At 67.2% G+C, this 21411-nt stretch carries 20 protein-coding genes; 14 read left to right on the forward strand and 6 right to left on the reverse strand.

What is annotated here, in order from left to right:
- Window position 1 precedes the first annotated feature (1 nt).
- From DEH84_RS05425 to DEH84_RS05470, 10 genes are all read left to right on the forward strand, one after another.
- Window positions 2–697 carry an ABC transporter ATP-binding protein gene (locus DEH84_RS05425; protein WP_109035467.1) on the forward strand — a complete coding sequence of 232 codons (696 nt, stop codon included), beginning with the start codon at window positions 2–4 and terminating at the stop codon, window positions 695–697.
- Window positions 698–922: 225 nt separating this feature from the next.
- On the forward strand, window positions 923–2644 hold the full coding sequence (locus DEH84_RS05430) for a nitrite reductase (RefSeq protein WP_109035469.1): 1722 nt from the start codon (window positions 923–925) through the stop codon (window positions 2642–2644).
- 24 nt (window positions 2645–2668) lie between these two features.
- On the forward strand, window positions 2669–2980 hold the full coding sequence (locus tag DEH84_RS05435) for a c-type cytochrome (protein ID WP_109035471.1): 312 nt from the start codon (window positions 2669–2671) through the stop codon (window positions 2978–2980).
- Window positions 2981–3005: 25 nt separating this feature from the next.
- Window positions 3006–3362: a c-type cytochrome gene (locus DEH84_RS05440; protein WP_109035473.1), complete on the forward strand. Its 357-nt coding sequence runs from the start codon at window positions 3006–3008 to the stop codon at window positions 3360–3362.
- The gene (locus DEH84_RS05445) at window positions 3359–4546 is read left to right on the forward strand and encodes a cytochrome D1 domain-containing protein (RefSeq protein ID WP_109035475.1); all 1188 of its coding nucleotides are present in this window, start codon (window positions 3359–3361) and stop codon (window positions 4544–4546) included. The genes DEH84_RS05440 and DEH84_RS05445 overlap by 4 nt, the downstream gene beginning before the upstream one ends.
- A 1-nt stretch (window position 4547) precedes the next feature.
- Complete coding sequence (gene ahbB, locus DEH84_RS05450) at window positions 4548–5582, forward strand: siroheme decarboxylase subunit beta (RefSeq protein ID WP_109035477.1); 1035 nt, start codon at window positions 4548–4550, stop codon at window positions 5580–5582.
- Between the two features lie 34 nt (window positions 5583–5616).
- Window positions 5617–6120, forward strand: coding sequence for an Lrp/AsnC family transcriptional regulator (locus tag DEH84_RS05455; RefSeq protein WP_218929785.1), 504 nt, complete (start codon window positions 5617–5619; stop codon window positions 6118–6120).
- On the forward strand, window positions 6110–6589 hold the full coding sequence (gene ahbB / locus DEH84_RS05460; protein WP_109035481.1) for a siroheme decarboxylase subunit beta: 480 nt from the start codon (window positions 6110–6112) through the stop codon (window positions 6587–6589). Before DEH84_RS05455 ends, ahbB (DEH84_RS05460) begins: the two co-directional genes overlap by 11 nt.
- A gap of 14 nt (window positions 6590–6603) precedes the next feature.
- Window positions 6604–7851, forward strand: coding sequence for a heme d1 biosynthesis radical SAM protein NirJ (gene nirJ, locus DEH84_RS05465; RefSeq protein WP_109035483.1), 1248 nt, complete (start codon window positions 6604–6606; stop codon window positions 7849–7851).
- Window positions 7851–9440, forward strand: coding sequence for a nitrite reductase (locus DEH84_RS05470; protein ID WP_109035485.1), 1590 nt, complete (start codon window positions 7851–7853; stop codon window positions 9438–9440). Before nirJ ends, DEH84_RS05470 begins: the two co-directional genes overlap by 1 nt.
- Before the next feature lie 39 nt (window positions 9441–9479).
- On the opposite strand, the gene DEH84_RS05475 is transcribed toward DEH84_RS05470, so the two are convergent.
- From DEH84_RS05475 to DEH84_RS05500, 6 genes are all read right to left on the reverse strand, one after another.
- A complete protein-coding gene (locus DEH84_RS05475; RefSeq protein ID WP_109035487.1) occupies window positions 9480–10178 on the reverse strand; it encodes a Crp/Fnr family transcriptional regulator in 699 nt (232 codons plus the stop codon).
- A gap of 153 nt (window positions 10179–10331) precedes the next feature.
- Window positions 10332–12209 carry a nitric oxide reductase activation protein NorD gene (locus DEH84_RS05480; RefSeq protein WP_109035489.1) on the reverse strand — a complete coding sequence of 626 codons (1878 nt, stop codon included), beginning with the start codon at window positions 12207–12209 and terminating at the stop codon, window positions 10332–10334.
- Complete coding sequence (locus DEH84_RS05485; protein ID WP_109035491.1) at window positions 12209–13183, reverse strand: 4Fe-4S binding protein; 975 nt, start codon at window positions 13181–13183, stop codon at window positions 12209–12211. Before DEH84_RS05485 ends, DEH84_RS05480 begins: the two co-directional genes overlap by 1 nt.
- Window positions 13161–13982, reverse strand: a complete 822-nt coding sequence (locus DEH84_RS05490; RefSeq protein ID WP_109035493.1) for a CbbQ/NirQ/NorQ/GpvN family protein — start codon at window positions 13980–13982, stop codon at window positions 13161–13163. The genes DEH84_RS05485 and DEH84_RS05490 overlap by 23 nt, the downstream gene beginning before the upstream one ends.
- Before the next feature lie 14 nt (window positions 13983–13996).
- Window positions 13997–15433: a cbb3-type cytochrome c oxidase subunit I gene (locus tag DEH84_RS05495; RefSeq protein ID WP_109035495.1), complete on the reverse strand. Its 1437-nt coding sequence runs from the start codon at window positions 15431–15433 to the stop codon at window positions 13997–13999.
- Window positions 15434–15449: 16 nt separating this feature from the next.
- Window positions 15450–15887 carry a c-type cytochrome gene (locus DEH84_RS05500; protein WP_109035497.1) on the reverse strand — a complete coding sequence of 146 codons (438 nt, stop codon included), beginning with the start codon at window positions 15885–15887 and terminating at the stop codon, window positions 15450–15452.
- A 306-nt stretch (window positions 15888–16193) separates the two neighbouring features.
- Here DEH84_RS05500 and DEH84_RS05505 point away from each other — a divergent pair, with 306 nt between their 5' ends.
- From DEH84_RS05505 to DEH84_RS05520, 4 genes are all read left to right on the forward strand, one after another.
- Window positions 16194–18290 carry a 3-hydroxyacyl-CoA dehydrogenase NAD-binding domain-containing protein gene (locus tag DEH84_RS05505; RefSeq protein WP_109035499.1) on the forward strand — a complete coding sequence of 699 codons (2097 nt, stop codon included), beginning with the start codon at window positions 16194–16196 and terminating at the stop codon, window positions 18288–18290.
- Window positions 18291–18381: 91 nt separating this feature from the next.
- Complete coding sequence (locus tag DEH84_RS05510) at window positions 18382–20256, forward strand: acyl-CoA dehydrogenase (RefSeq protein ID WP_109035501.1); 1875 nt, start codon at window positions 18382–18384, stop codon at window positions 20254–20256.
- Between the two features lie 58 nt (window positions 20257–20314).
- Window positions 20315–20596: a Dabb family protein gene (locus DEH84_RS05515; protein WP_109035503.1), complete on the forward strand. Its 282-nt coding sequence runs from the start codon at window positions 20315–20317 to the stop codon at window positions 20594–20596.
- Between the two features lie 14 nt (window positions 20597–20610).
- Window positions 20611–21411 (forward strand): SDR family oxidoreductase, encoded by an 801-nt coding sequence (locus DEH84_RS05520; RefSeq protein WP_109035504.1) that lies wholly within the window; start codon window positions 20611–20613, stop codon window positions 21409–21411.

Consider the following 21411-nt stretch of genomic DNA (forward strand, 5'->3'; position numbering starts at 1 on the left):
CATGTTGCGCATCGAGAACCTGCATGCCTTCTACGGCAAGAGCCACATCCTGCACGGCGTGAACCTGGAGGTGCAACCCGGCGAAATCGTGAGCCTGCTGGGCCGCAACGGCTCCGGGCGGTCGACCACGATCAAGACCATCATGGGCCTGGTGGACGGCCATGGCAAGGTGGAGTGGAACGGAGAGAACCTGCTGGGCCACAAGACTTATGACATTGCCCGGCACGGCCTGGGCTACGTGCCCGAGAGCCGCGATGTGTTCCCCAAGCTGACGGTCGAGCAGAACCTGCTGCTGGGCCAGCAGTCGGGCCGCAAGAAGAGCCGCTGGAGCCTGGACGACATGTACCAGATGTTCCCGCGCCTGAAGGAGCGCCAGCACACCGAGGCCGGCGTGATGTCGGGCGGCGAGCAGCAGATGCTGACCCTGTGCCGCACGCTGATGGGCGACCCCGACCTGATCATGATCGACGAGCCGACCGAAGGGCTGGCGCCGAAGATCGTGGAACTGGTGGGCGAGTACCTCAAGGAGTTGCAGAAGCGCGGCCTGGCCGTGCTGCTGGTGGAGCAGAAGCTCACCATCGCGCTCGACATCTCGCAGCGCTGCTACGTGATGGGGCACGGCGAGGTCGTCTTCCATGGCACGCCCGATGAGCTGCGTGCCGACCAGTACGTGCGCAAGGAGTGGCTGGAGGTCTGAGACCCGCCCCCGCTTCTTCGTCCTGAAGCCCGATCCAGATCAAGCTCCGAAGCGCCGGAGCGGATCTGGATTTTTTTCTTGAACTGCTTCAAGGACGCTCGTTCTCTCCAGTCCGAACATGGCCTCGCTTGTAAGAGCGGACGCCGTGGATCCGGTCTCGCGCCGGTCCAGGGCAGCCATGTCGTGGGTCGCCCGAGGGTGGCCGTCAATACTGGAGAAAGCAACATGAGAATGCCTCAGTGGGCCGCCCTGGCTGCTGCCGCAGCTGTGCTGGCGATGACATCGGGCGCACAGGCCGAGGACGGCAAGGGGATCACCCAGCCGGAACTGAATTACCAGGCAGGTACGTCGCCGTTGGCCAACGAGCCGATGTACCAGAGCACCAACCCCAAAGCGCCGAAGATGACGCAGGCCGAGTTCGAGAAGGCCCGCAAGATCTACTTCGAGCGCTGCGCGGGCTGCCACGGCGTGCTGCGCAAGGGGGCCACGGGCAAGGCGCTGACGCCCGATGTGACGCTGCCCAAGGGCACGGACTACCTCAAGGTCTTCATTGCCTATGGCTCGCCGGCCGGCATGCCGAACTGGATGACTTCGGGCGAGATGAGCGAGGCCGACGTCGACCTGATGGCCCGCTACATCCAGCAGGACCCGCCCTTGCCGCCCGAGTACGGCATGGCCGAGATGAAGAAGACCTGGAAGGTCCTCGTCCCGCCGGAGAAGCGGCCGACGAAGAAGATGAACAATTTCAACATTGCCAACATCTTCTCGACCACACTGCGCGACACGGGTGAGGTGGCGCTGATCGACGGCGACACCAAGCAGATCATCAACATCGTCAAGACCGGCTACGCGGTGCACATCTCTCGCACTTCGGCCTCCGGTCGCTACCTGTTCGTGATCGGGCGTGATGCCAAGATCAACATGATCGACCTGTGGATGGAGAAGCCCGACAACGTGGCCGAAATCCGCGTGGGCCTCGAAGCCCGTTCGGTCGAAACGTCGAAGTACAAGGGCTACGAAGACAAGCTCGCCATCGCAGGCAGCTACTGGCCGCCCCAGTACACGATCATGAAGGGCGACACGCTGGAGCCGCTGCAGGTGGTGGGCACCCGCGGCATGACGGTCGACACGCAGGAATACCACCCGGAGCCGCGCGTGGCGTCCATCGTGGGCTCGCACTTCAAGCCGGAGTTCGTGGTCAACGTGAAGGAGACCGGCAAGACCTTGCTGGTGGACTACTCGGATGTGAAGGCGCTGAAGACCACCGAGATCGGCACTGCCCGCTTCCTGCACGACGGCGGTCTGGATTCGTCCAAGCGCTACTTCATGGTGGCGGCCAACCAGTCGAACAAGATTGCGGCCGTGGACCTCAAGGACGGCAAGCTCGCAGCCTTGATCGATGTCGGCAAGATCCCACACCCGGGGCGTGGCGCGAACTTCGTGCACCCGAAGTACGGCCCGGTTTGGTCGACCGGTCACCTGGGTGACGAGAGCATCGCGCTGATCGGCACCGACCCGAAGGGCCACAAGCAGTACGCGTGGAAGGTGGTCGACAACCTCAAGAGTCAGGGCGGCGGCTCGCTCTTCATCAAGAGCCACCCGAAGTCGCAGCATCTGTATGTCGACAACCCGCTGAACCCCGACCCCAACGTGTCGCAGTCGGTGGCCGTGTACGACATCAAGAACCTGGCCAAGGGCTACACCGTGCTGCCGATCGCCAAGTGGGCCGGCCTGAACGATGGCGGTGCTATGCGTGTGGTTCAGCCTGAATACAACAAGGCCGGTGACGAGGTCTGGTTCGCGGTCTGGTCGGCCAAGGACAAGCAGTCTGCCCTGGTGGTGGTGGACGACAAGACGCTGAAGCTCAAGACGGTGATCAAGGACCCGCGCCTGATCACGCCGACGGGGCACTTCAACGTGCACAACACGCAGCACGACGTGTACTGACCTCCACACCGAAAGGACCTCATCATGAAGAAGATGATCTGCATGCTGGCCGCATTCATGCTGGCTGGCGGGGCGGCCCACGCGGGCGCCGATGACACCTTGAACAAGACCGGCTGCATGGCCTGCCATGCGAAAGACAAGAAGCTGGTCGGGCCGTCGTTCAAGGACATTGCGGCCAAGTACAAGGGCGACAAGCAGGCCCCGGCCCGCCTTGCCGAGAAGGTGCGCAAGGGTGGGGCCGGGGCGTGGGGCCCGGTTCCCATGCCACCGCACGCGCCGGAGCGCCTCAACGACGCCGACCTCAAGGAAGTGGTCGCGTCAATCCTGGCGCAGTGAGCTTCACTGGCTCAGGAGGTGATCCATGTGGACAACCTTGATCCTGAGGGTGGCGCTGGCCGGGCTGGCGTCGCTGGTCGGGGGCGCGAGTCTGGCATCGGAGGGTGAGCCCGTGCTCACCCCCGATCGTCAGGCGAGGTTGGTCCGCATGGTTCGGCAGGACTGCGGGTCCTGTCATGGCATGCGGCTGACGGGCGGGCTGGGGACGGCCCTGACGCCCGTTCAGCTGCGTGACTGGCCCGTGTCGTCGCTGGTGGCGGTGATCCTGCACGGTCGCCCCGGCACGCCGATGCCGGGCTGGAAGGCGATGTTGTCGGAAGCCGATGCGCGCTGGATCGCGATGCAGCTGCAGGCGGGCTTCCCCGAGGAGGCGAATCCATGAAGCAGTGGATCAGATGGGGGCTGGTGCTGTGGCTGCCGCTGTGGCTCATGGCTTGCGCCAGTGATGCACCGCCGTTGCGGGGCACGGGCGATCTGGGAGTGGTGATCGAGCGGGCCAGTGGCTCGGTGTCCGTGGTGGACACGACGCGGCACAGCGTGCTGGGCTCCGTGCCAGGGCTGGGCGATCTGTCGCATGCCTCGGTGGTGTTTTCTCGCGATGGTGCGGTGGCCTTCGTGTTCGGGCGTGACGGCGCGCTGACGCGGGTGAACCTGTTGACGCGCCGCATCGAGGGCCGCGTCATGCAGGCCGGCAACAGCATCGGTGGCGCCGTGTCGCAGGACGGCCGGTGGGTGGCCGCGCAGAACTACCAGCCCGGCGGCATCAAGGTGTTCCGTGCCGACACGCTGGCGCTGGTCGCCGATGTGCCGGCCGAGTACGCGCCCGGCCGGTTCTCTCGCGTGGTGGGCCTGGCCGATCTGCCGGGCCAGCGCTTCATTTTTTCGCTCTTCGATGCCGATGAGATCTGGATTGCCGATCTGTCGCGCGACGCCGCGCACCCGGCGATCCAGCGTTTCCGTGATGTCGGGCGCCAGCCTTACGACGCACTGGTGACGCCGGACGGTCGCCACTACATCGCCGGCCTGTTCGGCGAAGACGGGCTGGCGCTGATCGACTTGTGGCAGACGGCGCCGCGTGTGCGGCGCATTCTGCAGGGCTATGGGCGGGGCGAGCAGCCCTTGCCCGTCTACAAGATGCCGCACCTGCGTGGCTGGGCCGTGGCAGGGCGCCAGGTGTGGCTGCCCGCCATCGGCCGGCACGAGGTGCTGGTGGTGGACATGGACACGTGGCTGGAAGTCGGCCGCGTGCCGGTGGCCGGCCAGCCCGTGTTCGTGATGGCCCGGCCGGATGGTCGACAGGTGTGGGTCAACTTTGCCGTGCCCGACTACGACCGCGTGCAGGTGATCGACACCCCGTCGCGCCAGGTGGTGCAGACCTTGAGCCCCGGCGCAGCGGTGCTGCACATGGAGTTCACCCCGCGTGGCGAATCGGTCTGGATCTCGTCACGCGATGCCAACCGGGTGTCGGTGATCGACACGCAATCCTTCTCGACTCGGTCGGTGCTCGATGTGCCGGCGCCCAGCGGCATCTTCTTCACGAGCCGCGCCCATCGCATGGGGATGTGACATGAACCTGAACGAGTTTCCGCTGCTCGAGCAGACCTTGCTCAACGACTGGCAGCGCGGCTTTCCGCTGTGCGAGCAGCCCTTCGCCGAGATGGCTCGGATGGCCGGCGTGTCGGAAGCCGTCGTGCTCGAGACGCTGACGCGGCTGCAGGCCACCGGTGCCATCGGCCGCCTTGGCGGTGTCTGGGGCAACGGGGCAGGGGGCGCGGCCATGCTGTGCGCGATGGCGGTGCCTCCTGACGATGTGGAGCGCGTGGCCCGCGTGATCAACGAGGTGCCCGGGGTGAACCACAACTACGAGCGGGAGCACGCCTTCAACCTGTGGTTCGTGATCACGGGAGGCGGGCGCGATGCGATTCACCTGGAGGTCGATGCCATCGAGCGGCGAGCGGGCTACCCGGCCTTGCGCCTGCCCATGGTGCGCTCGTACGCCATCGACCTGGGGTTCGACATGCGCGGACCAGCCGCTGCCCGAACGGGGGACAGACCGGGCAGCAGCCGGGCAGCGCGCCGTGTGTCGACCGAGGACAGGCCGCTGGCGGCCTTGCTGGAGGCCGGTATTCCGCTGGTGAGTCGCCCCTTCGATGCCTGGGCGTCCGAACTGGATCAGCCGGTGAGCCAGGTGCTGGCCATGCTGGGCCAGTGGCTGGAGCGGGGCACGCTGCGTCGCCTGGGGGTGATCGTGCGGCACCACGACGTGGGCATTGCGGCCAATGCCATGACGGTGCTCGATGTGCCGGAGGATGCCGTCGATGCGACGGGCGCGCGGCTGGCCCGCGAGCCGGGCGTCACCCTGTGCTACCAGCGACAGCGTGCCGAGGGCTGGCCCTACAACCTGTATGTGATGGTGCATGGTGCGCACCGACGCGATGTGCAGCAGCGCATCGATGAAGCGCTGGCGGCGGCGGGGGCCGATGCCTGGCCCCGTGAGACGCTGTTCAGTGGTCGCCGCTTCAAGCAGACCGGGGGGCGCTACTTCAGCGCGCCGGCACAGGCCCAGTGCAGCGAGGAGGCCGCCCATGCATGCGCGCTCTGACGTGGTGTCGGCCGCCAAAGCGGTGCGACAGGGGCTGCTGGATCAGGTCGATGCCCAACTGATGGACCGGCTGCATGGCGGCTTTCCGTTGTCCGAACGACCGTACGCCGACGTGGCCGCCGACCTCGGCTTGTCGGAGGAGGACGTGCTGACCCGGCTGCAGCGCCTGCTGGATTCGCGGATGCTGACGCGCTTCGGTCCGCTCTTCCAGATCGAGCGCGCGGGCGGGCAGTTCCTGTTGGCGGCCATGGCCGTGCCCGAGGCCGATTTCGAGCGCGTGACCGAGGTCGTGAATGCCCAGCGTGAGGTGGCACACAACTACCGGCGCACGCACCGGCTCAACATGTGGTTCGTGGTTGCGGCCGGCTCTCCCGACGAGGTCGAGGCGACCTGCGCACGGATCGAGTCGACCACCGGTCTGCACGTGCACCGCTTTCCGAAGGAGCGCGAGTACTTCATCGAGTTGCGGCTCAGCGCGCTGGCAGCGTGGGCCCGGCAGCACGCCTCGGCCCACCAGGGGGATCACCATGCTGGATGAACTGGACCGCCGCCTCATCGCCGCCACGCAGGGCGGTCTGCCGCTGGTTCCGCGTCCTTACGAGGCGGTGGCGGCCGAGCTGGGCGTCAGCGCCGATTGGGTGACCACGCGGCTGAGGGCCATGCTGGATCAGGGGCTGATCCGCCGCATCGGGGCGGTGCCGGACCACATGCGCCTGGGCTACACCGCCAATGGCATGACGGTGTGGAACGTGGCCGACGACAAGGTGGATGAACTGGGCGCCAAGGTGGGTGCGCTGCCTTCGGTGTCGCATTGCTATCGCCGCCCGCGTGCCTTGCCAGATTGGCCCTACAACCTGTTTGCGATGGTGCACGGGCAGGCCCGCGAGGAAGTGGAGCGCGAGGCGGCCCGCATCCGCGCTCTGCTGGGCGAGGCCTGCTGCGGTGCCGACATCCTCTACAGCACCGCCATTCTCAAGAAAACCGGATTGCGCCTGGCGCGCCCATGATCAGGAGCTGAGCCATGTTCCGCATATCCCAGTATCTCCGTGAGGTCCACGAGGCCGAGCGCGTGGGTCGCTACCCGACACCCGCACGACGTGGGTCGGGCACGCCACCGGGCCCGGTGGTGATCTGGAACCTGACCCGGCGGTGCAACCTGACGTGTCGCCACTGTTACGCGCTGTCGGCCGACCACGCCTATCCCGGTGAACTGAGCACCGACGAGATCGCGACGGTGATGGACGACCTGCGCACCTTCCGCGTGCCCTTTCTCATCCTCTCGGGCGGTGAGCCACTGCTGCGACCGGATCTGTTCGAGATCGCGGCGCACGCGCGCGCACGGGGCCTGCGCATGGGCCTGTCGACCAATGGCACGCGCATCGATGAGGCCGTGGCCGATCGCATCGCGCAGGCCGGGTTCGACTATGTGGGCATCAGCCTCGACGGCCTGGCCGCCACGCACGACCGATTCCGCCGACAGGAGGGGGCCTTTGCAGCCTCACTGCAGGCGCTGCGGTGGCTGCGTGATCGCGACGTGAAGCTGGGCCTGCGCTACACGATGACGGCGCAGAACGCGCACGACTTTCCGGCCCTGCTTGCGCTGATGCGGGACGAGGGCATCGAGAAGTTCTACTTCTCGCACCTGAACTACGCCGGGCGCGGCAACATCCACCGGGGTGACGACGCGCACTTCTCGGCCACACGCGAGGCCGTGACGCGGCTGTTCGAGGCGGCCTGGTCGGCCGTCGAGGCCGGGCGGGACGAGGAGTACGTGACGGGCAACAACGATGCCGACGGGCCCTTTCTGCTGGACTGGGTGGCGGCCCGATGGCCCCAATGGGCGGCGCCGCTGCGCGAGCGCCTGGTGGCCTGGGGCGGCAATGCCTCGGGCCTGCACGTGGCCAACATCGACAACCTGGGCCAGGTTCACCCAGACACCATGTGGTGGCATCACGATCTGGGCGATGTGCGCAAGCGGCCGTTTTCGTCCATCTGGACGGATGTGAGCGACCCGCTGATGGCCGGGCTCAAGCAGCAGCCGCGCCCTGTGCAAGGCCGTTGTGGCGCCTGCCGTCACCTGGACATCTGTGGTGGCAACACCCGCGTGCGCGCGCACCAGCTCACCGGCGACTGGTGGGCCGAAGACCCCGGTTGCCATCTGCTCGATGAAGAAGTGGGCTGGCAGACGGAGCGCGTGCCGCTTCGGCCGTTCACCTCGGCGAAGCGTGTGCCCGTCATGATGGAGTCCAAGTCGTGCGAAGCGAATTGATGGCACGCGCCGTACTGGCGGCATGCCTGGCTGGCGGGGCCTGTGTGGCGCACGCCGCCGATGTGGCCGCTCAACAGACCCCCGGCCCCGGGGCGCTCTACCAACAGCATTGCGCCAGCTGCCACGGCGAGGCCCGCACCGGGGGCATGGGCCCGGCGCTGCTGCCCGCCAGCCTGGATCGCCTCAAGCAGGCCGAGGCCACGCGGGTGGTCACCCACGGCCGTGTCGCCACGCAGATGCCGGCGTTTGCCAGTGTGCTGAGCGAGGCCGAGATCCGTGGCGTGACGCAGTGGCTGTACACCGCGCCGGATGTCATGCCCGCGTGGGGCGAGGCCGACATCCGCGCCTCGCGCGTGGTGTCGAAGACCGAGCGACCGGACCAGCTCACACCGCGCTGGCCGGGCGACCCGCTCAACCTGTTCGTCGTGGTGGAGGGCGGAGACCACCATGTCTCGCTCGTCGATGGCGATCGGCTGGAGGTCATTCACCGCTTCGCATCGCGGTATGCGCTGCATGGCGGCCCCAAGTTCTCGCCCGACGGACGCTTCGTGTACTTCGGGTCACGCGACGGCTGGGTCACGAAGTACGACCTCTACAACCTGCGTGTGGTGGCCGAGGTGCGGGCCGGGCTCAACATGCGGAACGTGGCGGTCTCGGGTGACGGCCGCTGGGTGATGGCGGGCAACCACCTGCCGCGGACGGTGGTGCTGTTCGATGCCGACCTCAACCTGGTCAAGACACTGCCGGCTGCCTCGCTCGATGGGCGCGTGACTTCACGGGTGTCGGCGGTGTACGACGCCGCGCCTCGCCGCAGCTTCATCGTGGCGATGAAAGACCTGCCCGAGCTGTGGGAGGTGTCGTATGACGCGAAGGCCGAGCCGGTGCACGACGGTCTGGTGCACGACTACCGCATGGGGGAGGCCATCGCCAAGCCGGGTTTCCTGACGCCCCGGCGCACGCCGCTGAGCCAGCCGCTGGACGACTTCTTCTTCGACCCCGGCTATCGCCATGTGCTCGGCACGGGCCGCGCGGTGGGCGGCGAGGCCAGCGTGGCGGCGGCCGCCCAGGTCATCAACCTCGATGCCCGTTCGCGGGTGGCCACCTTGCCACTGGGCGGCATGCCGCATCTTGGGTCGGGCATCGCGCTACAGCATCAGGGGCGCGCCGTGCTCGCCACGCCCAGCCTTGACCAGCCCGTCATCAGCGTCATCGACATGAAGGCCTGGACGGTGATGCGGCAGATTCCGCTTCCTGGGCCGGGCTTCTTCCTGCGCAGCCATCCGCAGTCGCCCTATATGTGGGCCGACTCGATGTTGTCTCCGGCATCGCGACACATCCTGACGGTGATCGACAAGCAGACGCTGGAGCCCAAGGCGCAGATTCAGGTGCCGCCCGGTCGCACGCTGGCCCATGTGGAGTTCACGCGCGATGGCAGCAAGGTGCTCGCAAGCCTGTGGGAGCAGGACGGTGCACTGATCGTGTACGACGCGGTGACCTTGAAGGAGCTCAAGCGCCTGCCCATGAGCAAGCCGGTGGGCAAGTACAACGTGTTCAACAAGACCACGCGCAACGAAGGCACGTCGCACTGACGCTGGCGTGTACCGGCCCCTCGCGGGTGGCCGGGTACGTCACTGCATCTGGTACGCAGCGAGGGCTTGCGGGTCGAGGATGCGGATGTCGCGCCGGTCCATGGCGATGTAGCCGCGCTCTTCGAGCTCGCGCAGCACGCGCGAGAAGTACTCCGGCGTGAGCGACAGCAAGGAGGCGATGGTGGCCTTGCTCACGGGCAGCGACACGCGGGGGGCGCGCCCGGTGGGCTGGCCGTGCTCGGCCTGCTCGCGCAACAGGTAGCTCACCACACGCTGGATGCCCGAGTGCAGGGCCGAGGCCTCGACATCCTGAACAAGTCCGTCCATGCGGCGCGCGATGCCGGCCAGCATGCGCAGCGCAAAGCGACCATCGTGGGCAATCTCATCGAGCACCGCCTGCTTGCGGATGGTGAGGATGGCCCCGTCACACAGCGCCTGAGCATGCACCATGTAGGGGTTGCCGGTGAACATCAGCGATTCGGCAAAGGTCTGGCCAGGCCGCACAAGCTCGATCACCTTCTCCTGTCCGGCGTGCGACAGCGCGAACAGCTTGACCTGTCCGTCGAGCACGACGTGAAAGCCTTCGCACGGGTCCCCCACACGGAAGATCACGTCGCCGCGGTCGATGGGACGGATCAGTGAGGACGCGGCGAGCCGGCGCAGCTCGGCGGTGTGCATCTCGTGAAAGAGCGGGAGGGCAGCCAGGCAATCCGCAATGTCGGGTGTGGGGGCTCGCATGGGCGGCAGCGTTCGTTGTGTGGTTTGCCGCGGATTCTTGTGACCCTTGCACGACGTGGTTTTGCGCTGCCACAAATGCACACCTTCGAACGATGGCGAGGGGCCGAGCCCTCTGCCGAAAGGTGTAGTTCGATCGGAGTAGGCGCGCCTGATTCAGGCCGTGCGGGCCATCAGCTGGCCCACCAGCTGTGTCAACCGTGTCACCAGCTCGGTCGGTTGGTGGATCACTGCATGACCCTGTGCCCCGAACAAGTGAGGCAGATAGGCGGGCGCCTGTCGATCGATCGTGATGCAGAAGGGCAGCAGCCCCTGCGCGCGGGCTTCACGCACGGCTTGCCGTGTGTCCTCCAGCCCGAAGCGGCCCTCGTAGTGATCGAGGTCGTTGGGCTTGCCGTCGGTGAGCAGCAGCAGGAGGCGATGGGTTTCGCCGCGTGCAGCCAGCTGGCGCGTCGCATGGCGAATGGCGGCGCCCATGCGGGTGTAGTAGCCGGGGCGGATGGCACCGATGCGGTTCTGCACGGCGGGGCTCCATGTCTCGCCAAAGGCCTTCAGTTGATGGATGCGCACATGGTGGCGCTTGACCGAACTGAAGCCCAGCACCTCGAACGGGTCGCCCAGGCGGTGCATGGCCTGCCCGAACACGTACAACGCGTCGCGGGTCACGTCGATCACGCGGGCGTCGTTGCCCACCCATGCGTCCGTCGATTGCGACAGATCGGCCATCAGCAAGACCGACAGGCTCCGATCGCGGCGATGGCGGCGCAGGTGGATGCGTGGCTCGTCGCCAGGGGCATCGGTGCGCCAGCGCACCCAGGCATCCAGATCGAGGTGCTCGCCGCTTTCATGGCCACCCTGCCATGCCGGTCGTGCGGTGAGCGTCTCGAGTCGGCGCCCCATGCGTGAGGCGAGCGCCTTCAGCGGGGCAGGGGGCAACCAGGTCTCGGCATGGCGGGGCTGCAGCAACTGCACGGCACAGCGGTCTGCCTCCAGCACGCCGCGGCGGTAGTCCCATTCGGGCAGGCGCAGGTCGGCGGCCAGCACGATGTCGTCCGAGGCGGCGCTGGGCAGGTCGAGGTCGAACCGCACACGCGAGGCCAGCGTGCTGCCGCCGCTGTCCACCGTCAGGGATTCCATGTCATTGGCCACCTGTGCGGCGTCCGGCGTGGGCTCGTCTTCCGTCTGCCTGCTTACACGCACGAACTCCGACCACGACAGCAGCGACTCCGTGCGGAAGAACATCATCAGGCCGTGCCGGTCGGGCTGAACGGCCATCTGGCGGGCTCGGCGCCGTGTGTCGTCGCGGTCCTCGCCATCGGGCGCGAGCGGTCGGTCCGACGGGGTGCGCGCTTCCCGTGCCGTGACCGGTGTGGCCGCTGCGGCCGCCTGCAGGCAGGCGGCATCGATCCAGATCGGCACGGGCAGCACCTCGTTGGCCTGTACGGGCTGGCAGGACGGGGCGAGGCTGGCCGGCCAGTCGGGGGAGCCGAGCGCGCGCTGCACCAGGCGTTCCGCTTCGGCCGCGCGGCCACGCAAGCTGAACGGGTCAGGTCGTTGCGCGAGGATGGCGGTGAGCAGGCGCTGGTGGCGGTCACGCCAGCCGGGCAGGGCGGCCAGCACGCGCGCGGTGGCCGTGCGGTTCAGACCGATCCAGTCTTGTGCCAACGAGGGCTCATGGCGGCACAGGGACAGGCACTCCGCGGCCTGTGCGGCCAGCCACAGATAGAGTGCGCGGTTCAAGGCCGTGTCCGCGAACACCGCCACTTCCGATGGCAGCGCCAGGGTCTCGGCATCCAGTGTGGGCAGCGCGGCGCGGTCGCCACTGCCGGCCAGGCGTTGCAGCCAGCCGCGCGGTCCACCGTGGCGGCGCGGGGCCGCGGTGGCGAGCCGCCAGGCCGGCGGCTCGCCCAGTGCACGGAACACCACGCCCAGCTGCGCCCGCACCTCATCCAGCTGCACCGCCGCCTGCGGATGCCGACGATCGGCCAGCTGCACGACCGCCCGATGCCACCATTGACCTACCCATTCTTCCATCAGTCCTCCCGGGTGGCCGGTGGGCCGTCCTGCCTGCGCGCACGCAGCGTTTCGCGCAGCGCGGCTTCATCCACTGTCCACGTCAGCAGCGGGCTGCGTTGCTGCGCGCCTTGCGATCGGTCGCACGCGCTCAGGCACTGCCCGCACTGCACGCACGAGAACATGCGGCGCTTGATGTCTCGGGGGTGCAGGCGCATCGGGCAATGGCGATCGCAGGCTGATCCGATCGGCACGTCGCAGGTGCGGCACTCGCGCGCACGCTCGCGCATGAAGCCGACCACCATGCCTTTCGGGTTGGCCATCCAGACGAGGCTCTGGAACAGACCCACGGCGCAGCCGAACCGACAGAACAGATGGCGTGCCAGCACGAACTCCAGCGTGAAGACCAGCGTGCCGACTGCCAGAAAGCGCGCTTCACCCGGGGTGAGCTGGCCGCTCAACAGATGCGACCAGACTCGTTGGGGGGGCAGCAGGTAGCTCAGCAGCGTGATGGCCCAGACAAAGCCCAGCAGCAGGCTGAGCCCGAAGAACACGGGCCACCAGCGACGATCAGGGGCCAGTACGCGGCCGCTTGCATCCAGCCGCGGGGTGGTGTGCCGGTCCCACAGGCTGAACTTGCCGATGGCGCGGTGCATGACCGCGTTGAGCCCCTCGACGATCGAGAAGTGGGGGCACAGCCAGCCGCAGTACAGCCGGCCATAACGGCGCGCCACCAGCAGAAAGCCCACCACGAGCACCAGCACTGGCAGCAGGCCCTTGAGCACCAGGCTCAGGGCCGCTTCCGTGGGGGTGAGCCGGCCCTGCATCAGGGCCTCGATGCCGAGTGACCACGGCCGGCCCAGCACCCACAACTGCGCCTGCGTCACGTCGAAGCGCAGCAGGTCCAGCACCGGCGCCAGCACGAAGAGGGCAAAGAAGCCCGCCTGCCAGCGACGCCGCCGCGGCTGCAGCTCAGCGCCTGTCGAACACCCCATGGACGATCTCCATCAGCGCCGAGACGATGTCGGGGTCGTCGGTCATGGCTTCGACGATGGCGGCGCGACAGGCCGCCTCCTCGCCCATGCCGGACGCCATCAAGCGGCCGGCCATGACCAGCAGGCGTGTGCTGGCCTTTTCTTCCAGATCGTGCTCCGTCAGGCGACGCAGGGCCGCGCCGAGCGAAACGAGGGCTTCGGCCCGGGCGGTGCCCACGCCGGCCTCGGACGCCACGATGGCCTGCTCCACCGGCGCCGCCGGATAGTCGAAGCCGATCGCGACGAAGCGCTGTCGCGTGCTGGGCTTGAGCGCCTTCAGCAGGTTCTGATAGCCTGGGTTGTAGGACACCACCAGCATGAACTCGGGTGGGGCCACCAGTTGCTCGCCCGTGCGTTCGATCGGCAGGATGCGCCGGTCGTCGGTGAGCGGGTGGATCACCACCGTGGTGTCCTTGCGCGCCTCCACCACCTCGTCGAGGTAGCAGATGGCGCCCGTGCGCACGGCGCGGGCCAGGGGCCCGTCCTGCCAGACGGCATCGCCGCCTGCAATCAGGTGGCGGCCCACCAGATCGGCGGCGGCCAGGTCATCGTGGCACGACACCGTGATGAGCGGCCGGCCCAGCCGTGCCGCCATGTGCTCGACGAACCGCGTCTTGCCGCAGCCCGTCGGGCCCTTGATCAGCAGCGGCAGGCTGGCCCGCCAGGCGTGCTCGAACAGCGCGCATTCCTCGCCCTGCGGCACATAGGCCGGCATGGCGCCCTGCGGGTTGACCAACGCCTGGGGATCGAGCCTGTCCATGATCTGCCCCCTTCTCAGGCACGTCGGGCCGGCACGGCGCGGGCGTTGCCGCCTGCACCGGCGGTCGCTTCCTGCTCCACCGTGCCGCCGATGAAGAAGCTGCACAGGTAGGTCACCAGACCGGCCAGGAAGCCCACACCGCCCCACAGCCGGATCCAGTAGAACAGGTTCAACTGGGTCTGGGTGGCCATGAACGGGGTCGGGTTGTCCGCCACACGCTGCAGCCACACCTGCAGGATGCCGGCGCCGGTCAGGGCCAGCACCATCACGCCCATGCTGATCGTCATCAGCCAGAACGACCACATCTCGACGCTCTGCGCCTTGCGGCTGTTGGCAATGCGACCGCGCAAGATGGGCATGGCGTAGCTGATCATCGCGATCACCACCAGCACATAGGCACCGTAGAAGGCCAGGTGGCCGTGGGCCGCCGTGATCTGCGTGCCGTGGGTGTAGTAGTTCACCGAAGACAGCGTGTGGATGAAGCCCCAGAGACCGGCGCCCAGGAAGCCCATCACCGAGGTGCCCACCGCCCACAGCACCGCGGCCTGGTTCGGGTGGTCACGACGCCGACGCTGCACCATGTTGAAGGCGAACACCGTCATCATGAAGAACGGGATGGGTTCCAGCGCGCTGAACACGCTGCCGATCCAGTGCCAGTAGCCAGGCAGGCCGATGAAGTAGAAGTGGTGGCCCGTACCCAGGATGCCGGTCATCAGCGCGAAGGCGATGATCACGTACAGCCACTTGTCGATCACCTCGCGGTCGACGCCGGTGGTCTTGATGAGCACGAAGGCCAGCAGCGCGCCCAGGATCAGCTCCCACACGCCTTCCACCCACAGGTGCACCACGAACCACCAGTACATCTTGTCGCGCACCAGGTTGTGCGGGTTGACGAAGGCGAACAGGAACAGCAGGGCGAGGCCCCACAGGCCCAGATGCAGCACCAGCGAGATGCTGGTCTTGCGGCCCTTGAGCAACGTCATCGTGATGTTGAACAGAAAGCCCAGCGCCACGGCCACGATGCCCAGCTTGGTCGGCAGCGGCTGCTCCAGGAACTCGCGCCCCATGGTCTGCAGCAGTTCGTTGCCCGTCAGTTCGGCCAGCTTGGCGTAGGGCACCGTGAGGTAGCCGACAACGGTCAGCGCACCTGCCACCAGGAAGACCCAGAACAGCACAAGGGCCAGCTTGGGGCTGTACAGCTCGGTTTCGGCTTCCTCGGGCACGAGGTAGTAGGCCGACCCCATGAAGCCGAAGAGCAGCCACACGATCAGCAGGTTGGTGTGCACCATCCGCGCGACGTTGAACGGGATGGCCGGGAACAGGAAATCGCCGACGATGTACTGCAACCCCATCACCAGACCAAAGAGGATCTGGCCGACGAAGAGCAGCAGGGCTGCGATGAAGTACGGCTTGGCAACCGCCTGAGAACGGTAGGGTAGTTTTGCAGTCATGGTGTGCTCCGCCGCGTCAGCCTTCGATGTTGGGAGGCCATTGCTCGGTGTTGATCTCGCCGGTCCATTTCAGGAACTCGACCAGATCGTTGAGCTGACCGTCGTTGAGGTGGAACTGCGGCATCTGCCGACGCCCCGGTGCCCCGGTGGGCTGGATCTGCATCCAGGTCTTGATGAAGTCCGGTCCGCGGCGCTTGTAGACGTTGCCCAGTTCGGGCGCGAAGTAGGCGCCTTCGCCCAGCAGGGTGTGGCAGCCGATGCAGTTGCGCGTTTCCCAGATCTGCTTGCCGCGCACGACGGCAGGCGTGATGTTCTGGTCGTTCGAGCGTTTCGGAATGTGCTGCTCGGTGTCGAACACGAGCGTGGCGAACAGCAGCGCGAAGAACGCGGCGCCGCCGTAAAAGATGTTGCGGGCGGCCTGCTTCGTGAAGCCCCCCCGTTGTCCCTGGCTCATGCCGATCTCCTTCCTCTGTCAAGCGATGTCGAGCAGACTAGGGACACGGCGCGCGCATTTCCTTGAAGCGGTTCAAGAAAACGGAGATGGTTGACAGCGCTATGCTTTGCAGGGCCCGCTAGGTGTTTTCACCAACACGTTGCGGGCAAGGGATGCAGGCCCGCAAGGCCTGTGTCAGAATCTTCCTCAATTCGTACAAGACTTCTTGTCAGAATTGATTTCAGCTGAGCGGGCGCCGCCGGCCATCCCTGTGCGCAGGGTGACTGTCGGGGTCCGTGTGTCTTCATTGAACGCCCCGACACCGACATGAGCGCTTCCTACCAAGTCACCGACGGCGTGGCCGTCATCACGCTGACCAACCCCCCCGTCAACGGCCTCGGCCACAGCACCCGTGCCGGCATTGTGGACGGCGTGAACCTGGCCAATGCCGATGCGTCGGTCAAGGCCATCGTCATCACTGGTGGGGGCAAGGTGTTCTGCGGTGGTGCAGACATCCGCGAGTTCAACACCCCGGCCGCCTTTGCCGCGCCCGGCCTGCACCTCACCATCGAGACCATCGAGAAGAGCAGCAAGCCCGTCGTCGCTGCCATCCACGGTGTCGTCATGGGCGGTGGGCTGGAGCTGGCCCTGGGCTGCCACTACCGCGTGATGGCGCCTGGCGTGCAGGTGGCCCTGCCGGAGGTGAACATCGGCCTGATTCCTGGCGGTGGCGGCACCCAGCGCCTGCCGCGCGTGCTGCCCGTCGAGCAGACGCTGCAGATGGTCACCACCGGCGCCTCGGTGACCAGCGACAAGCTCGCCAAGGTGCCTGGCCAGCAACTGATTGCCAAGCTGATCGAGGGCGACCTCGTGGCCGGCGCCGTGGCCTTTGCCAAGGAAGTGGCCGACGTGCGCCCGATGCCGCTGGTGCGCCATCTGCCCGTGTCGCCCGTCAGCGATCCCGAACTGTTCAACAAGGCCCGCGCCGACATGGCCAAGGCCCGCCGTGGCCTGATCTCGCCGCAGCGCTGCGTCGACGCGATCGAGATCGCCGCGAACACGCCGGACATCGACGTCGGCATCCAGAAGGAACTGGACATCTTCAAGGAGATCATGGTCGGCCCGCAGGCCAAGGCCATGCAGCACGCGTTCTTCGGTGAGCGCGCCGCCAGCAAGATCCCCGATGTGCCGGAGAGCACGCCCGCCCGCAAGATCGAGAAGGTGGCCGTGATCGGCGCTGGCACGATGGGTGGCGGCATCACCATGTGCTTCCTGAACGCTGGCATCCCGGTGACCCTGCTGGAGATGAAGCAGGAGGCCATCGACCGCGGCGTGGGCACCATCCGCAAGAACTACGAAGCCCAGGTGGCCAAGGGCAAGCTCGCTCAGGACAAGTACGAGCAGCGCATGAGCCTGCTGACCACCACGTTGAGCTACGACGACATTGCCCAGGCCGACATGGTGATCGAAGCCGTGTTCGAAGACTTCGGCGTGAAGTCGCAGGTGTTCACCAAGCTGGATGCCGTGATGAAGCCCGGCGCCATCCTGGCCTCGAACACCTCGACGCTGGACGTGGACAAGATCGCCGAGGTGACGAAGCGCCCGGCCGACGTCGTGGGCCTGCACTTCTTCAGCCCCGCCAACGTGATGCGCCTGCTGGAAGTGGTGCGCAGCAAGCACACCGCCAAGGACGTGATGGCCACGGTGATGCAGGTGGCCAAGAAGATCAAGAAGGTCGCCGTGGTGTCGGGTGTGTGTGATGGCTTCATCGGCAACCGCATGTTCGAGCAGTACGTGCGCCAGAGCTTCTTCCTGGTGGAAGAGGGCGCCACCGTCCAGCAGGTGGACAAGGCCGCCGAAGCCTTCGGCTTTGCCATGGGCCCGTTCCGCGTGGGCGACCTGGCTGGCAACGACATCGGCTTCGCCATCCGCAAGCGCCGCAAGATCGAGCAGCCCGACGTGATCTACAGCCCGGTGGGCGACGCCGTGTGCGAGCTCGGCCGCTTCGGCCAGAAGGTCGGCAAGGGCTGGTACGACTACGAAGCCGGCAAGCGCGAACCCGTGCCTTCGGCCGAAGTGCAGGCCTGCGTCGACAAGGTGCGTGCCGACAAGGGCCTGACGCCGCGCGCCATCAGCGACGACGAGATCGTGCAGCGCCTGGTGCTGGCCCTGGTCAACGAGGGGGCCGCCATCCTGGAAGAAGGCATCGCTTCGAAGGCTTCGGACATCGACATGGTCTACCTGACCGGTTACGGCTTCCCGCTGACCTGGGGCGGCCCGATGCTGTACGCCGACCTGCTGGGCCTGCCCAAGGTGGTCGAGCTGATGAAGGGCTTTGCCGGCAACCCGCACGGCGACCCGGCTTTCTGGACGCCGGCGCCGCTGCTGGCGAAACTGGCCGCCGAAGGCAAGACCTTCAACTGATCGTTCCGTGATCCACGGGGCGCCGGAAGGTGCCCCGGCCTGATCCGCTGCTTGAAGGCAGCGGACGGGCTGAGCTCATCCTGGAGAAAGCATGACCCACCGCGCCACCGTCGACTTCCTGCTGTATGACTGGCTCAAGGCCGATGGCCTGTGCGCCCGCGAACGCCACGCCGAGCACAACCGCGAGACCTTCACGGCCGTGCTGGACCTGAGCGAGCAGATCGCCACCGAGCAGTTCGCGCCGATCAACCGCCTGATCGACGTGCACGAGCCCGAGTTCGACGGCACCACGGTGACCCTGCCCAAGGAAACGCCGGTGGCGCTGCAGGCCTTTGCCGATGCGGGTCTGATGGCCGCCAGCAAGGACGCCGAGGTGGGCGGCATGCAACTGCCCACGGTGGTCGAAATCGCATCGATGAGCTTCTTCTACAAGAGCAGCGTGGGCCTGGCGGCCTACCCGATGCTCACGCGCGGCAACGCCAACACCATCCTGGCGCACGGCACGCCCAAGCAGATCGAGGTGTTCGCCAAAGGCGGTCTGGAAGGCCGCACCTTCGGCACCATGTGCCTGAGCGAGCCGCAGGCCGGCTCCAGCCTGTCCGACATCGTCACGCGGGCCGTGCCCGATGTGCACGGCGATGGCAGCGGCGTGGCATGGCAGCAGGATGAGCTGGGCCCGCGCTACCGCCTGACGGGCAACAAGATGTGGATCTCGGGCGGCGAGCACGAGATGGGCGAGAACATCGTTCACCTGGTGCTGGCCAAGATCCCGGGCCCCGATGGCAAGCTGATTCCGGGCGTGAAGGGCATTTCGCTGTTCATTGTGCCTCGCAAGCTGGTCAAGGCCGACGGCACGATCACGGGTCAGCGCAACGACGTGGCGCTGGCCGGCCTCAACCACAAGTGCGGCTACCGCGGCACGGTGAACACGCTGCTGAACTTCGGTGAAGGCAAGTTCTCGGTCAACGGGCAGGCCGGGGCCGTGGGCTACCTGATCGGCAAGGAAGGCGAGGGCCTGAAGTGCATGTTCACGCTGATGAACGAGGCCCGCATCAGCGTGGGCCTGGGCGCCACCATGCTGGGCTATGCCGGCTACGAGGCCTCGCTGGAGTACGCCAAGCAACGCCCGCAGGGCCGTGCCATGGGCGCCGGTGGCAAGGACCACAGCGCCCCGCAGATCCCCATCATCGAGCACACCGACGTCAAGCGCATGCTGATGATGCAGAAGGCCGTGGCCGAAGGTGGCCTGGCGCTGGGCCTGCTGTGCGCGCAGCTGGTGGACGACGAGTACACCGGCTCACTCGATGAGCGAGACAACGCCCGCCTGCTGCTCGAGCTGCTGACGCCGATAGCCAAGAGCTGGCCGAGCGAGTGGGCCCAGGAGGCCAACAGCCAGGCCATCCAGATCCTGGGCGGCTACGGCTACACGCGCGACTTCCCGGTCGAGCAGTACTGGCGCGACAACCGCCTGAACATGATCCACGAAGGCACGCACGGCATCCAGGGGCTGGACCTGCTGGGCCGCAAGGTGGTGATGAACGGCGGCAAGGCGCTGGCTGTGCTGGCCGCGCGCATCAGCGACACGGTGACCCGCGCCGGTCAGGTCGATGGGCTGGCCGAGCACGCGAATGCGCTGGCCGGCGCGCTGCAGAAGGTGGGCGCGGCCACGAAGGCGGCCTGGGCCACCGGCGTGCCGGAAGAGGCCCTGGCCAACGCCACGCCCTACCTGCAGGCGTTCGGCCACACCGTGATGGCGTGGATCTGGCTGGAGCTGGCGCTGGCCGCCAAGACGGCGCAGGCCGCAGGGGAATGGGACAAGGGCCCGCTCGGTACCGGCTTCCTCAAGGGTAAGCTCGCCACCGCCGACTACTTCTACGCCTACGAGTTGCCCAAGATCGACGCGTGGCTGGGGGTGGTGGCACGCCGTGACCTGACCTGCGCCCGCGCCGAGGCCGACTGGTTCTGATGCCCGGGGCAGGGGGCGGCGTTTCACCGATTGTTTCCCTGTTCCAGAAAGACAGACCATGCTTCGCCACATCGTGATGTTCACCCTCAAGAACCCGGCCGACGCGCCCAAGGTCAAGGCCCTGCTCGACAGCTGCAAGGACCTGGTGCCCGGCATGCACGAGTTCGATGTTGGCATCCGTACCGAAGGCCTGGAAGCCAACGCCGACGTGGTGCTGGTGTCCACCTTCACCGACCAGGCGGCCCTGGCCGCCTACCAGCCGCACCCGCATCACCAGGGCGTCGTCGCGCAGATCCGCGAGATGGCCTCTGGCCGGCAGGTGATCGATTACTTCGTCTGACCCCTCACACACCCATGAGCCACACGCCCCGCACCGTTCAGCAACTGTTTGACCTTCGCGGGCGAACCGCCCTGATCACCGGCGGCTCGCGTGGGCTGGGCCTGCAGATGGCGTTTGCGCTGGGCGAGGCCGGCGCCCGCGTGCTGGTCAGCTCGCGCAAGGCGGCCGACCTGGAAGAGGCGGTGGCCGCGCTCCAGCAGGCGGGCATCGATGCGCAGTGGGTGGCGGCCGATGCCGGTCAGCCCGAGGACATCGCCCGGCTGGCCGACGAGGCCATGGCCCGCCTGGGCCAGATCGACATCCTCGTGAACAACGCCGGTGCCACCTGGGGCGCGCCCGCCGAAAGCCACCCGCTCGAGGCCTGGGACAAGGTGATGAACCTCAATGTGCGCGGCTACTTCCTGCTGTCGCAGGCGGTGGCCCAGCGCAGCATGATCCCGCGCCAGCAGGGGCGCATCATCAACGTGGCGTCCATCGCCGGGCTGGGGGGCAACCCCGCCTTCATGCAGACCATTGCCTACAACAGCAGCAAGGGCGCGGTGGTGAACTTCACGCGCGCGCTGGCGGGCGAGTGGGGCCGGCACGGCATCCGCGTCAACGCGGTGGCGCCGGGCTTCTTCCCGAGCAAGATGACCGCCGGCTTCCTGGGGGCGGTGGGTGAAGACAAGATCGCCGAAGGCGCGCCGCTGCGCCGTGTCGGCGACGACGAAGACCTCAAGGGCGCCACCGTGCTGCTGGCCTCGGATGCCGGCAAGCACATCACCGGCCAGATCCTCGCGGTCGACGGCGGGGTGAGCGCCATCATCGGTGCCTGA

The organism is Aquabacterium olei, assembly GCF_003100395.1.
GTDB classification, from domain to species: Bacteria; Pseudomonadota; Gammaproteobacteria; order Burkholderiales; family Burkholderiaceae_C; genus Aquabacterium; species Aquabacterium olei.

Bases quoted from the DNA above. Each gene is read 5' to 3' on its own strand.
- ahbB (WP_109035481.1), top strand. From the start codon at position 6,110: ATGCTGGATGAACTGGACCGCCGCCTCATCGCCGCCACGCAGGGCGGT.
- DEH84_RS05500 (WP_109035497.1), bottom strand. From the start codon at position 15,887: ATGAGCCAGGGACAACGGGGGGGCTTCACGAAGCAGGCCGCCCGCAAC.
- DEH84_RS05485 (WP_109035491.1), bottom strand. From the start codon at position 13,183: ATGGGGTGTTCGACAGGCGCTGAGCTGCAGCCGCGGCGGCGTCGCTGG.
- DEH84_RS05515 (WP_109035503.1), top strand. From the start codon at position 20,315: ATGCTTCGCCACATCGTGATGTTCACCCTCAAGAACCCGGCCGACGCG.
- DEH84_RS05480 (WP_109035489.1), bottom strand. From the start codon at position 12,209: ATGGAAGAATGGGTAGGTCAATGGTGGCATCGGGCGGTCGTGCAGCTG.
- DEH84_RS05440 (WP_109035473.1), top strand. From the start codon at position 3,006: ATGTGGACAACCTTGATCCTGAGGGTGGCGCTGGCCGGGCTGGCGTCG.
- DEH84_RS05520 (WP_109035504.1), top strand. From the start codon at position 20,611: ATGAGCCACACGCCCCGCACCGTTCAGCAACTGTTTGACCTTCGCGGG.
- DEH84_RS05470 (WP_109035485.1), top strand. From the start codon at position 7,851: ATGGCACGCGCCGTACTGGCGGCATGCCTGGCTGGCGGGGCCTGTGTG.
- DEH84_RS05475 (WP_109035487.1), bottom strand. From the start codon at position 10,178: ATGCGAGCCCCCACACCCGACATTGCGGATTGCCTGGCTGCCCTCCCG.
- DEH84_RS05435 (WP_109035471.1), top strand. From the start codon at position 2,669: ATGAAGAAGATGATCTGCATGCTGGCCGCATTCATGCTGGCTGGCGGG.
- ahbB (WP_109035477.1), top strand. From the start codon at position 4,548: ATGAACCTGAACGAGTTTCCGCTGCTCGAGCAGACCTTGCTCAACGAC.
- DEH84_RS05490 (WP_109035493.1), bottom strand. From the start codon at position 13,982: ATGGACAGGCTCGATCCCCAGGCGTTGGTCAACCCGCAGGGCGCCATG.
- DEH84_RS05425 (WP_109035467.1), top strand. From the start codon at position 2: ATGTTGCGCATCGAGAACCTGCATGCCTTCTACGGCAAGAGCCACATC.
- DEH84_RS05505 (WP_109035499.1), top strand. From the start codon at position 16,194: ATGAGCGCTTCCTACCAAGTCACCGACGGCGTGGCCGTCATCACGCTG.
- DEH84_RS05430 (WP_109035469.1), top strand. From the start codon at position 923: ATGAGAATGCCTCAGTGGGCCGCCCTGGCTGCTGCCGCAGCTGTGCTG.
- DEH84_RS05445 (WP_109035475.1), top strand. From the start codon at position 3,359: ATGAAGCAGTGGATCAGATGGGGGCTGGTGCTGTGGCTGCCGCTGTGG.
- nirJ (WP_109035483.1), top strand. From the start codon at position 6,604: ATGTTCCGCATATCCCAGTATCTCCGTGAGGTCCACGAGGCCGAGCGC.
- DEH84_RS05495 (WP_109035495.1), bottom strand. From the start codon at position 15,433: ATGACTGCAAAACTACCCTACCGTTCTCAGGCGGTTGCCAAGCCGTAC.
- DEH84_RS05510 (WP_109035501.1), top strand. From the start codon at position 18,382: ATGACCCACCGCGCCACCGTCGACTTCCTGCTGTATGACTGGCTCAAG.